The organism is Amycolatopsis sp. M39, assembly GCF_001651785.1.
Classification (GTDB): domain Bacteria; phylum Actinomycetota; class Actinomycetes; order Mycobacteriales; family Pseudonocardiaceae; genus Amycolatopsis; species Amycolatopsis rubida.
Genome location: NZ_LWSF01000002.1, coordinates 845,846 through 857,002, shown reverse-complemented (window position 1 = coordinate 857,002; position 11,157 = coordinate 845,846). Strand labels below are relative to the sequence as shown.

Genomic DNA, 11,157 nt, shown 5'->3' with positions numbered 1-11,157 from the left:
CGTCTCACTGTTGCGCACCTCAAGCCGCAACAACTTCCGCCCCTCCGGTGCAGCACTCACGATCTCCACCCTACGCCGAGGTTTTCCGGTGAACGGGACCCAATCCACCTCCGGTACGGCCGGGAGGGCTTGGGGTTCTCCCGGGAATTCAGCGCGGATCGGGAGTGACGCCGGTCAGCTCGGCGGTCAGTTCCCACAGGGCGGTCCCGGCTTCCGGATTCCGGGCCGGAGCGAGGGTGCGCACCTTTGCCGGACGGCCGCGGACGGCGAAAACCGGTCCGATGTAGTCGCCGCCTTCGACGTCCGGGGCGGTCGCGGCGTAGAGCTGCGGCAGCGCGCCGTGCTCGACGCGTTGGGCCAGCAGCATTCCGCCGAGCTCGCCGATTTCCCGGAGCGCGGTGCGGAGCACGGGATTCCGGTACGAGCTGGCCATGTTCGTGGTCAGGCCGGTCGCGCTGTAGCCGGGATGCGCGAGCACGCTGAGCACCGTGGAATCCGCCGCGCGGAGACGTCGGTCCAGTTCGATGCCGAAGGTTTGGTTCGACAGTTTCGCCTGGCCGTACGCGGCTGCCGCGCGGTACCGGCGGCGTTCGGCGTTCGGGTCGTCCAAGTGCAGGTGTGCACCGAGGGCGGCCACGCTGGACAGCGTGACGACGCGGCCCGCCGGTGCGCCGCGCAGGGCGGGCATCAGCAGCCACGTCAACGCGGCGTGCCCGAGGTGGTTCGTGCCGAATTGCAGCTCGAAACCGTCCGCGGTGCGGCCTTGTGCGGTGGCCATGACCCCGGCGTTGTTCATCAGCACGTCCAGCGCGTCGCCGGTGAGCTCGCGCACCTTCGCGGCGGCTTCGCGGACGGACGCCAGATCGGCGAGGTCCAGCCGGACGAGTTCGAGGTTGGCCCCGGAGGCCGCGGCGCGGACCCGGTCGAGCGCGGTTTCGCCGCGTTCGGGCGAGCGGCAGCCGAGCAGCACGCGAGCGCCGTGCGCGGCGAGGACTTCCGCCGAACGCAGGCCGAGGCCGGAATTCGCTCCGGTGATCAGGACGGTCCGGCCGCTCTGATCGGGGATCCGGGCCTCGGTCCAGCGTTCGTTCATCGGGTCAGCTAACTACACGTCACGCGCTCGGCGCGAGCAGGCGCATCAGATGCCCGACCGGCCCGCGCCTGCGCACCGGACCGGTGTCGCCGGCGCGCATCAGCGCGTCGAGCGTCCGCCCGACCTTGACGATCTCGTCGGCGGGCTCGTCCGGTTCGGCGAGGCCCGCGGTCAGCGCCAGCATGTGCAGTTCGGTGCGGTGCAGCGGTTCCAGCGCGGGGCAGCGCTCCAGCGCGCCGTCCAGTGCCGCACGAAGGTCTTCGTGGTCGCGCTGTGCCTGCCGCCACGCGCGGGTGACGGCATCGACCTGGTCGCCGGGAAGATCCGCCTCGTCGGGATCGGCGAACTCGGCGCGCAGGTAGCCGCTGAGCAACTGCGTCCACTTGTACTGCAGTGCCCGCAACAGGTTCTCTTCGGTGCCGAACTCTTCGACGGCACCCGGGATTTCGGCCAGCGACAGCGGTGCTCGCGGTGCACGCCTCGCCTGGCGGACAGCGGCATCGAGGATCTCTCGCCGCCGGTAGAAGTCGGTCCAGCTCATGGTGTGGCTCCCCTTCCGTGACCCGGGTCATACTGCCGGTCTGCGGCATACTCCCGGTACGGACCTGACGCGGCCAACATACCACGGGTATGGTCCCTCGGGTCCCGGCGTAAGGTTGTGAGCGTGCCGACAATGAGGTCCCGACGACTCGACTACTCCGAGTCGACCCGATCCGCCCTGGTCGACAGCGCGGTCGAACTGTTCACGAAACGCGGATACGCGGGTACCTCGCTCGACGAGGTGGCCAAACGCGCCCGTGTCACGAAAGGCGCGCTGTACCACCATTTCAGCGGGAAGCAGGCGCTCTTCGAAGCCGCGTTCGAACAGGTCGAAAGCCTGGTCTACGACCGGCTGCAGAAGATCATGACCGGCGACGGCGCCCCGTGGGAGCGCGCGATGAGCGGGCTGCAGGCGTTCATCCGCAGCTGCCTCGACCCCTCCTACCAGCGGATCGCCATCCACGAGGGCCCGGTCGTGATGGGCTGGGAGCGCTGGCGCGAGGCCGAGGAGCAGTCCAGTTTCGGGCTCGTGCGGTCCGGGCTGCAGCTGCTCGTCGACGCGGGCGAGGTGGAGCCGGTCCCGGTCGATCTCACCGCGCGGCTGCTGTTCGGCGCGCTGTCGAGCGCGGCCACCGAGATCGCCGGGGCGGCGGACCCGAAGAAGGTCGGCGCCGAGATCGAGGACGTCATCACGCGGATGCTGTTCCGGCTGCGCCGCCCGGCGGGAGACGAGCAGCGACCCGCCGCGGGCTGATCGATCCGCCGTTAGGCTGGCGGACATGGACTTGAGGATCTTCACCGAACCCCAGCAGGGGGCGAGCTACGACGACCTGCTGCGGGTCGCGCGGACCACTGAGGCCGCGGGCTACGACGCCTTCTTCCGCAGCGACCACTACCTCAAGATGGGTGACGCGGACGGCCTTCCCGGGCCGACCGACGCGTGGATCACCCTCGCCGGCCTCGCCCGCGAGACCGAGCGGATCCGGCTCGGCACGCTCGTCACCGCGGCCACCTTCCGCTACCCGGGCCCGCTCGCGATCTCGGTCGCGCAGGTGGACCAGATGTCCGGCGGGCGCGTGGAATTCGGCATCGGCACCGGCTGGTACGACGACGAGCACACCGCCTACGGCCTCACTCTGCCGCCGCTCAAGGAGCGTTTCGACCGCTACGCCGAGCAGCTCGCGGTGATCACCGGCCTGTGGAAGACCCCGGCCGGGAAGACGTTCTCCTACTCCGGCGACTACTACACGCTCGCCGACTCGCCCGCGCTGCCGAAGCCCTCGCAGTCGCCCGCGCCGCCGGTGATCATCGGCGGGGGCGGCAAGAAGCGCACCCCGGCGCTGGCCGCGCAGTACGCCGACGAGTTCAACCTGCCGTTCGTGGACGCCGAAACCGCGCTCGCGCAGTTCCAGCGCGTCGACGCGGCGGCGGAGGCGATCGGCCGCGACCCCCAGAAGATCCTGCGTTCGGTCGCGCTCGTGCTCGCGGCGGGCCGGGACGACGCGGAGGTCGCGCGCCGGGCGTCCGCGATCGGCCGGGAGACGGCCGAGCTGCGGGCCAACGGGCTGGCCGGGACCGCGGCGGAGCTCGTGGACCGGATCGGGCAGTGGCGGGAGAAGACCGGGATCACCCGGCTGTACCTGCAGGTGCTCGACCTCGCCGACCTCGACCACATCGAGTTCGTGGCGAGCGAGGTCGCACCTCAGCTGGACTGAAAGCCGTGAAGGTCTTCCTCGCGGGAATCAGCTTCCCGCGAGGAAGACCTTCACGGACCGCTGGGTCAGTTCTGCAGGGCGAAGGTGACGCCGGGGGCCTTCGGGGCCTCCGGGCGCGGCAGCCAGCGGTCGTCGCTCACCGGCAGTTCGCCTTCGAGGGCGGCCAGCACCAGTTCCTTCGCCAGCGGCAGCACCTCGGCGACCGGGACGTCGCGCCGCAGCTCGTACGACAGCGAGGTGACGCCCGCGTCGCGGATGCCGCACGGCACGATGGTGTCGAACGCGGCCAGGTCGGCGTTGCAGTTCAGCTCGAATCCGTGCATCGTCACGCCGCGCTGGACGCGGATGCCGATCGCGGCGATCTTGCGTTCGATGCCGCGTTCGTCGGCGGGGATCCACACGCCGCTGCGGCCTTCGACGCGGCCGGTGCGCACGCCGAACCGGTCGCACACCGCGATCAGCGCCTCTTCCAGCCTGCGCACGTAGTGCATGACGTCGATCGGGTCGGCGAGCTTCAGGATCGGGTAGCCGACCAGCTGGCCGGGACCGTGCCAGGTGATCTTGCCGCCGCGGTCGACGTCGATCACCGGGGTGCCGTCGGCGGGCCGGTCCTCGGGTTCGGTGCGCTTGCCCGCGGTGTAGACCGACGGGTGCTCCAGCAGCAGCATGGTGTCCGGTCCGGTGTCGTCCGCGCGCGCGGCGAGGATCTCCCGCTGCAGGTCCCAGGCTTCGGTGTAGTCGATCGTCCCGACCTCGCGCACGACGAGGGGTTCGGCGGCGATGCGGCAGCTTGCGCTCGAAGAACTCACCCGTCGAGGCTACGCCTTTCGCGTACCGGAAAGGGGATCAGCCGCAGTGCGGTCGCTGACACCAGTCCCACGCCGAGCACCGCGAGCACGGCCCCGATCGTGTCGGTGACCCAGTGCACGCCGAGCACGATCCGGCAGGCCGCGGCCAGCACGGTCGCGGCGGCGGAAATCCAGATCGCCCATCGCGCGAACCGCGGCCGCAGCCAGGCGCAGAGCAGGACCACGACCAGGCTGGTCGTCGCCACGGAAACGACGTGGCCGCTGGGGTAGCTCAGATCCGGGTACACGCGGGGGCGTTGCCGCTGGAACACCGGCTTGAACGCCAGGCTGGTCAGCCGGCACAGCACAAGCACCAGGGCGAGCCGCACGCACAGCGAGAGCCGCGATCGGTCCCGCAGCACGATCGCGAGCAGCACCACGCCGAGCGCGTACGGCAGCACCGGGCCGAGGACGTTCGTCACCACGCCCGCGATCTGACCGGCCGGGCGAGCATCCTGTCCTCGCAAGGCCGTGGCGACCTCGACGTCGAGCTGCGGCGGCTGCCGGTCTACCAGGAACCCCAGCCAGAGAAACGCGGCGAACAGCACCACCCCGGTGACGATCCACCGGACGCGCGGCATCGTCACGTCGCCGCGTCGAGCGCGGTGTCGACGGTGCGGTGCCGGAATTCGTACCCGCTCGCTTCGAGCTTCCGCGGCACCGCGCGCTGCCCGTACAGCGCCATCTCTTCGGCGGCCTGGCCAAGAGCGATCTTCATCGCGATTTCCGGGACCCACCACGGCGAAGGCCGGTGCACGGCGTGCCCAAGGGCCTGGGTGAACTCGGCGTTGGTGACCGGGATCGGGCCGGTGAGATTGACCGGGCCGGACAGCGATTCGTGCTCCAGGATGTGCACGAGGGCACCGATTTCGTCGTCCAGCGCGATCCACGGCATGTACTGGCCGCCGTCGCCGAGCCGTCCGCCGAGCGCGAAGCGGAAGAGCGGACGCAGCACGTCGAGCAGGCCGCCTTTCCGGGCGAGGACGAGACCGGTGCGGATCGAGACGACCCGGGCCTCGGCCGCCGCTGCGGTGGCAGCCTCCCACTCGGTGCACATCTCGGCGAGAAAACCGTTGCCGGCCTTGGTGTTCTCATCGACCACAGTGGACCCGGCGTTGCCGTAGTAACCCACGGCGGAGGCGTTCACCAAGACGCCGATGCCGTGCTCCGCCACCGCTTCGGCGAGCACTTCGGTCGGCTCCACCCGGCTGTCGAGCAGCTGCTGTTTGCGCATTCCGCTCCAGCGGCCGGGCAACAGCGGGGCACCGCACAGGTTCACCACCGCGTCGATGCCGTCGAACGCGCCGTCGTCGATCCGTCCCGACGGCGGGTCCCAGCCGCGTTCGTCTTCCGCCCGCGCGGTGCGCCGCACCAGCCGGCGCACGTCGTGCCCGGATTCGCGCAGCCGTCCGGTCAATGCGGTGCCGATCAGACCGCCGGAGCCCGCGATAAGTACCCGCATGCCTCTGATCGTGTCCTATCGGCCCGGTTCGCGCACACCCGGGCGGAGCTGGCCGGCGACGTCGGCGGCGGCGGTCAGCAGCACCAGCGCGGGTATCGCGGCGGTCGGCCTGAGCCGGTAGCTGCCGCGGCGGTCCTGCTCGACGAGCCCGGCCGCGGTGAGCGCCTTGAGGTGGTGGTAGAGCCGTCCCGGCGAGCTGAGTTCGGCGGCTTCCCGCAGCGCGGCCCCGGTTTGCGCGCCGTCGCGGGCGAGCAGCCGGACGAGTGCGATCCGGTCGGTGTTCGCCAGCGCGGCGAGCACCTCGGCGCGCGGCCCGTCCGGCAGCGACAGGACCGCCGGGGTCGTGAGCCGGATTTCCCAGCGCAGCTCGGGATCGGTCAATTCACCCTGATAGCCCACGATTCCCGGCGGACCGTCCTGGACGGGTTCGGCGGGCCGCCCCTCCACTGCGGCCATCCGGCGTTCGAGCGCCGCGACACGCTCGGCGAGGTCTTCGGTCATGCGGGTCAGTGTCCCAGCGCACGCTCCAGTGCCGCGAAGGTGTCCGGGCGGTACAGCGCGTCGATGCACAGCTGCTGCAGCACTCCGCCGTACTGGAGATCCTCCGGCGTGGAGTTCTTCAGGAAGATCGTGCCGGTGCCCGGACGGCGGTCCGGCCAGAGCACGTCGAGTCCGAGAACGAGGAAGCCGGGCAGGTTTCCGCCCTTGTACAGCAGGGCTTTCGAACCCGACGGCTTATCTCTCGCGAGCGGCGCGGCGAGGATCTCCTGCGCGAGGACGGCCGCGCGGTCGCGGCTCGCGGCGATCTCGTGGTGCATCCCGGACAACTGCGCGGCGCTGCCCTGTCCGGTCGCCGCGGACCACGCCAGGATCGCCGCCACGGAGGGAGGTTTCCCGGCGGCGCGCGGGAGCACTTGGGCGCGGAACGACGGGTCGCGCGCGAACCGGTTCGACAGCGCGTCTCCCGCCGCGCGGCGGACCACGACCGGGCTGCGCGGCGGCGGGCAGTACTCCGGGAAATACAGCAGCAGAGTCTCGCCGCCGAACATCCGGACGTCCGGCATGCGCCAGCCGCCCCGGGCCGCGGCCTCCCGCAGTGCCCGGTCGCCGAGCCGGGCGCGCAGATAGTCGGCCGCGGAGTTGTCGCTGAAATAGATCATCGTTTCGGCGATGCTGTGCAGCGGCACGCATCGCTCCGGGTCCTTCGCGACGCCGTACTCGTCGCACGGGATTCCCAGGTAGGTCAGCGCCTTCAGGTGACTGCCCTGCCCGACCAGGCCGTCGCCGAGATACGGATGCCGGGCGTCCCAGTCGCCGACGCGCACCCGCTCGTCCGGATCGAGCCGTCCTCGCGCGACCGCTGTGGTGTAGGCGAGCAGATGCACCACCTTGATCGCGGACGCGATGGTGAGCGAGCGGTCCGCGAGATGGCTGAACCGGCGGCCGGTGCCGTCGGAGAAAACCGCTGACACGTCGTCGCGGTGTGCCGCGAGCCGGGCGAGCCAGCCTTCGGGGGTGGATTGGTCCGGGGGATCGGCCAGCGCGAGCGAGGGCGCGACGATCGTGGCGGCCCCCGCTGCGGCGACCGACGTGAGCAATCTGCGTCGGGTGAGCATGCCGGCGAGCTTACTCCGGTATTCCGGAATTCCGGATTAGCCGAAAGGGGGAAAGAGCGAAGGCCCCCGCACCCGAGCGGGTGCGGGGGCCTTCGCCGGGGAGTTGCCGGATCAGAGACCCAGCTCGTCCTCGAAGTTGCCCTCTTCCAGCCGCTGCTTGATCGTGGTCAGGAAGCGGCCGGCGTCCGCGCCGTCGACCAGGCGGTGGTCGTAGGTCAGCGGCAGGTACGCCATCGAGCGGACCGCGATGGTGTCGTTGCCGTCCGCGTCGCTCACCACGACCGGGCGCTTCACCACCGCGCCGGTGCCGAGCATGCCGGACTGCGGCTGCACGATGATCGGCGTGTCGAACAGGGCCCCGTTGGAGCCGATGTTCGTGACGGTGAAGGTGCCGCCGATCAGCTCGTCCGGCTTGATCTTGTTGGCCCGGGCCCGCGCCGCCAGGTCGGCGATGCGGTGCGCGAGACCGGCGAGGCTCAGCTCGCCCGCGTCGTGGATCACGACCGAGAGCAGGCCGCGCTCGGTGTCCACCGCGATGCCCAGGTGCACGGCGCCGTGGTAGGTGATCTCCTTCGTGTCCTCGTTGTAGGACGCGTTGACGTTCGGGTGCTGCTTGAGCGCCTCGACGGTCGCCTTGGCGAAGAACGGCAGGAACGTGAGGTTGACGCCCTCGCGCTCCTTGAACGCCGCCTTCGCGCGCTGGCGCAGCTTGGCGATCTTGGTGACGTCCACCTCGTGCACCTGCGTGAGCTGCGCGGAAACCTGCAGCGACTCGCGGGTCTTGGTGGCGGTGATCTGCCGGATCCGGCTCGCCTTCTGCACGGTGCCGCGCAGGGCGGCGACCTCCGGCGGGACCGCGGCGGCGCGTGGCGCGGACGCAGCGGCGGCCGGGGCAGCGGCAGTGGTGTCCTTGGCGGCCGGGGCCGCCTTCTGCTTGGCCTCGGCGGCGGCGAGCACGTCCTGCTTGCGGATGCGGCCGCCGACTCCGCTGCCGGTCAGCGACGCGAGGTCGATGCCGTGCTCGGAGGCGAGCTTGCGCACCAGCGGCGTGACGTACGGGCCATCCGAAGACTCTGCCGGCTCCGCCGGGGCCTTCGCGGCCGGAGCGGGCTTGCTCTCCTGCGCCGGAGCCGGAGCGGCAGGCGCGGGGGCCGGAGCCACCGGGGCCGGGGCGGGCTTGCTTTCCTGGACCGGAGCCGGGGCAGGCTCGGGCTCCGGAGCGGGCGCGGGCTTGCTCTCCTGAGCCGGGGCGGCGCCCGCGTCGCCGATGACCGCGAGCACTCCGCCGACCTCGACGGTCTCGTCCTCGCCCGCGCGGATCTCCAGCACGGTGCCGGCGACCGGCGACGGGACCTCGGTGTCGACCTTGTCGGTGGAGATCTCAAGCAACGGCTCGTCGACCTCGACCGACTCGCCGACCTGCTTCAGCCAGCGGGTGACGGTGCCCTCGGTGACGCTCTCGCCCAGCTCGGGCAGCTTCACCTCGGTGCCCGAACCGCCCGCGGCCGGAGCGGTGTCCGGCTGCGACGGAGCGGACTCGGCGGGGGCGGCCGCGGCAGGGGCTTCCTGCTGCTGCGGGGCGGGCTCGGGCTCCGGCTCCGGCTCGGCCTGCTGGGCCGGGGCAGAGGACTCGGGCACGCCGCCGGTGCCGTCGTCGATCACCGCCAGCTCGCCGCCGACCTCGACGGTGTCGTCTTCCTTGGCGCTGATCTTCACGACCGTGCCTGCCACCGGCGACGGCACTTCGGTGTCGACCTTGTCGGTCGAGATCTCGAGCAACGGCTCGTCGACCTCGACGGTGTCGCCCTCCTGCTTCAACCACCGGGTGACGGTTCCCTCGGTGACGCTCTCGCCGAGCTCCGGCAGCGTGACGGAGTAGGCCATTGTTCGCTGGCTCCCTTGATCGCTAAGACGTGGTCTGGATTGTGCTGGTTGCGCGTCAGCTGTGCACGTGCAGCGGCTTGCCCGCGAGGGCGAGGAACGCTTCGCCGAGTGCCTCGGTCTGCGTGGGGTGCGCGTGGATCAGCGGGGCGACGTCCTCCGGGAACGCCTCCCAGCTGTAGATCAGCTGCGCTTCGCCGATCAGCTCGCCGACCCGGTCGCCCACCATGTGCACGCCGACGACGGGGCCGTCGGGGGCCTTCACCAGCTTCACGCCGCCGGAGGTCTTGAGGATCTGGCTCTTGCCGTTGCCGCCGAGGTCGTAGGTGAACGTGGTGACGTCCGACCCGTACTTCTCCTTGGCCTGTGCCTCGGTGAGCCCGACGGAAGCGACCTCGGGGTGCGAGTAGGTGACGCGCGGGATGCCGCGCTCGTCGATGATGCGCGGGTTCAGGCCGGCGATCTCCTCGGCCACGAAGATGCCCTGCTGGAAGCCGCGGTGCGCGAGCTGAAGGCCCGGCACGATGTCGCCGACCGCGTAGACATTCGGCAGGTTGGTGCGCAGCCGGTCGTCGGTGAGCACGAAGCCGCGGTCGATCTGGACGCCCGCCTCCTCGTAGCCGTGCCCGGCCGAGTTCGGGCCGCGGCCGACGGCGACCAGCAGCAGGTCGGCCTCCAGCGTTTCGCCGGACTCCAGCGACACGCTGACGCCGTTGTCGTCCTGCTTCGCGCCGGTGAACTTCACGCCGGTCTTGAAGCCGATCTTGCGGCGGCGGAACGCGCGTTCAAGCTGCTTGGAGGCGTACTCGTCCTCGTTCGGGACCAGCCGCGGGAGCGCCTCGACCACGGTGACGTCGACCCCGAAGGAGGCCCACACGCTGGCGAACTCCACGCCGATCACGCCGCCGCCGAGCACGACGACCTTCTTCGGCACGTAGTCCAGCGTCAGCGCCTGCTCGCTCGCGATGATGCGGCCGCCGAGTTCGAGGCCGGGCAGGCTGCGCGAGTACGAACCGGTGGCGAGGATGACGTTCTTGCCGGTGTAGCGGGTGCCCTCGACCTCGACGGTGGTGCCGCCGACGAACCGGCCGGTGCCCTCGACGAGGTTCACCTTGTGCGCCTTGGCCAGGCCCTGGAGGCCCTTGTACAGCCGGGAGACGATCCCGTCCTTGTACTTGTTCACCCCCGCGATGTCGATGCCTTCGAACACGGCCTTGACGCCGAAGGTCTCGGCGTCGCGGGCCTCGTCGGCGACCTCGGCGGCGTGCAGCAGGGCCTTGGTCGGGATGCAGCCCCGGTGGAGGCAGGTCCCGCCCAGCTTGTCCTTCTCGATCAGCGTGACGGAAAGGCCCAGCTCGGCCGCGCGGAAGGCCGCGGCGTAGCCGCCCGATCCGCCTCCCAGGATCACGAGGTCGGCGGAGGTGTCGCTCACTTCAATAACTCCTCGGCAGCGATAGGGGTGGAGCTTCGGTCGCCGCGGCACCCGGTATAAACGCGCGCGCGACAACAGCCATCTTGTCACTACGCCGATCGGCGTTGCGACCTAGCCGGGCCAAGGCGGTGCTGCGACACCGGCCACACACGAACCCGGGAATAATGAAGTCCGGACTCTCGCCGGAAGAAAGGGGGTCGAAGTGGGGATCTTCGACTCGTTGCGCCGCCGCGGCAGACGCGGCGCGGCCGCTGGAGCAGGCCGCTCCGGAGGCTCGGCCGACACCCGCTACCTGGAAGAATGGGCCGCCGCGCGCCGCGGGGTGGAGGCGTACGTCGAGCCGCCGACCACGGTGACCGACACCACTGTGGTGCTTGTCGCGCACGACGGCGAATGGACCCGCCGCCGCATCGGAAGCTTCGACGCCGCGCAGCGGTTCGGCCACAAGCACACGATTCCGGTGTACGAGGCCGCGCGCGTCGGTTACCCGAAGCGCATGCGCGAATACACCGAACGGCAGAAGCGCCGCCCGGGCAGCTGAGCCGGGCGCTGGCTCTCGGTAGCCGCCGG

Annotated in this window: 12 protein-coding genes; 3 read left to right on the top strand and 9 right to left on the bottom strand. The window is 70.9% G+C overall.

Features of this window, described 5'->3' with window-relative positions; all coding sequences use genetic code 11:
- Positions 1 to 148: 148 nt before the first annotated feature.
- Together A4R44_RS08820 and A4R44_RS08815 are read right to left on the bottom strand one after the other, a co-directional pair.
- Complete coding sequence (locus A4R44_RS08820; protein WP_067578004.1) at positions 149 to 1,093, bottom strand: oxidoreductase; 945 nt, start codon at positions 1,091 to 1,093, stop codon at positions 149 to 151.
- 19 nt (positions 1,094 to 1,112) lie between these two features.
- Positions 1,113 to 1,634 (bottom strand): hypothetical protein, encoded by a 522-nt coding sequence (locus A4R44_RS08815; protein WP_067578002.1) that lies wholly within the window; start codon positions 1,632 to 1,634, stop codon positions 1,113 to 1,115.
- Positions 1,635 to 1,766: 132 nt separating this feature from the next.
- On the opposite strand from A4R44_RS08815, the gene A4R44_RS08810 reads away from it, so the two are divergent.
- Positions 1,767 to 2,387 (top strand): TetR/AcrR family transcriptional regulator, encoded by a 621-nt coding sequence (locus A4R44_RS08810; RefSeq protein WP_067578000.1) that lies wholly within the window; start codon positions 1,767 to 1,769, stop codon positions 2,385 to 2,387.
- A gap of 25 nt (positions 2,388 to 2,412) precedes the next feature.
- A complete protein-coding gene (locus tag A4R44_RS08805) occupies positions 2,413 to 3,348 on the top strand; it encodes an LLM class F420-dependent oxidoreductase (protein ID WP_067577998.1) in 936 nt (311 codons plus the stop codon).
- Between the two features lie 65 nt (positions 3,349 to 3,413).
- Here the strand turns inward: A4R44_RS08805 and lipB are convergent, their stop codons facing one another.
- The 7 genes from lipB to lpdA form a co-directional block, all read right to left on the bottom strand.
- Complete coding sequence (gene lipB / locus A4R44_RS08800) at positions 3,414 to 4,157, bottom strand: lipoyl(octanoyl) transferase LipB (RefSeq protein WP_067577996.1); 744 nt, start codon at positions 4,155 to 4,157, stop codon at positions 3,414 to 3,416.
- Complete coding sequence (locus A4R44_RS08795; protein WP_067577994.1) at positions 4,154 to 4,783, bottom strand: phosphatase PAP2 family protein; 630 nt, start codon at positions 4,781 to 4,783, stop codon at positions 4,154 to 4,156. Before A4R44_RS08795 ends, lipB begins: the two co-directional genes overlap by 4 nt.
- On the bottom strand, positions 4,780 to 5,658 hold the full coding sequence (locus tag A4R44_RS08790) for a TIGR01777 family oxidoreductase (RefSeq protein WP_067577992.1): 879 nt from the start codon (positions 5,656 to 5,658) through the stop codon (positions 4,780 to 4,782). The genes A4R44_RS08795 and A4R44_RS08790 overlap by 4 nt, the downstream gene beginning before the upstream one ends.
- A gap of 15 nt (positions 5,659 to 5,673) precedes the next feature.
- Positions 5,674 to 6,159 (bottom strand): helix-turn-helix transcriptional regulator, encoded by a 486-nt coding sequence (locus A4R44_RS08785; protein ID WP_067577990.1) that lies wholly within the window; start codon positions 6,157 to 6,159, stop codon positions 5,674 to 5,676.
- A 5-nt stretch (positions 6,160 to 6,164) separates the two neighbouring features.
- On the bottom strand, positions 6,165 to 7,274 hold the full coding sequence (locus A4R44_RS08780) for a serine hydrolase (protein ID WP_067577988.1): 1,110 nt from the start codon (positions 7,272 to 7,274) through the stop codon (positions 6,165 to 6,167).
- Positions 7,275 to 7,385: 111 nt separating this feature from the next.
- The gene (gene sucB / locus A4R44_RS08775) at positions 7,386 to 9,158 is read right to left on the bottom strand and encodes a 2-oxoglutarate dehydrogenase, E2 component, dihydrolipoamide succinyltransferase (RefSeq protein WP_067577986.1); all 1,773 of its coding nucleotides are present in this window, start codon (positions 9,156 to 9,158) and stop codon (positions 7,386 to 7,388) included.
- A gap of 55 nt (positions 9,159 to 9,213) precedes the next feature.
- Positions 9,214 to 10,587, bottom strand: coding sequence for a dihydrolipoyl dehydrogenase (gene lpdA / locus A4R44_RS08770; RefSeq protein WP_067577984.1), 1,374 nt, complete (start codon positions 10,585 to 10,587; stop codon positions 9,214 to 9,216).
- A gap of 202 nt (positions 10,588 to 10,789) precedes the next feature.
- Here lpdA and A4R44_RS08765 point away from each other — a divergent pair, with 202 nt between their 5' ends.
- The gene (locus tag A4R44_RS08765; RefSeq protein ID WP_067577982.1) at positions 10,790 to 11,128 is read left to right on the top strand and encodes an oxidoreductase; all 339 of its coding nucleotides are present in this window, start codon (positions 10,790 to 10,792) and stop codon (positions 11,126 to 11,128) included.
- Positions 11,129 to 11,157 lie beyond the last annotated feature (29 nt).

Excerpts from the sequence above, each read along its gene's own strand:
- A4R44_RS08815 (WP_067578002.1), bottom strand. The coding sequence starts at position 1,634 with ATGAGCTGGACCGACTTCTACCGGCGGCGAGAGATCCTCGATGCCGCT.
- A4R44_RS08810 (WP_067578000.1), top strand. The coding sequence starts at position 1,767 with ATGAGGTCCCGACGACTCGACTACTCCGAGTCGACCCGATCCGCCCTG.
- A4R44_RS08805 (WP_067577998.1), top strand. The coding sequence starts at position 2,413 with ATGGACTTGAGGATCTTCACCGAACCCCAGCAGGGGGCGAGCTACGAC.
- sucB (WP_067577986.1), bottom strand. The coding sequence starts at position 9,158 with ATGGCCTACTCCGTCACGCTGCCGGAGCTCGGCGAGAGCGTCACCGAG.
- A4R44_RS08790 (WP_067577992.1), bottom strand. The coding sequence starts at position 5,658 with ATGCGGGTACTTATCGCGGGCTCCGGCGGTCTGATCGGCACCGCATTG.
- A4R44_RS08820 (WP_067578004.1), bottom strand. The coding sequence starts at position 1,093 with ATGAACGAACGCTGGACCGAGGCCCGGATCCCCGATCAGAGCGGCCGG.
- A4R44_RS08780 (WP_067577988.1), bottom strand. The coding sequence starts at position 7,274 with ATGCTCACCCGACGCAGATTGCTCACGTCGGTCGCCGCAGCGGGGGCC.
- A4R44_RS08785 (WP_067577990.1), bottom strand. The coding sequence starts at position 6,159 with ATGACCGAAGACCTCGCCGAGCGTGTCGCGGCGCTCGAACGCCGGATG.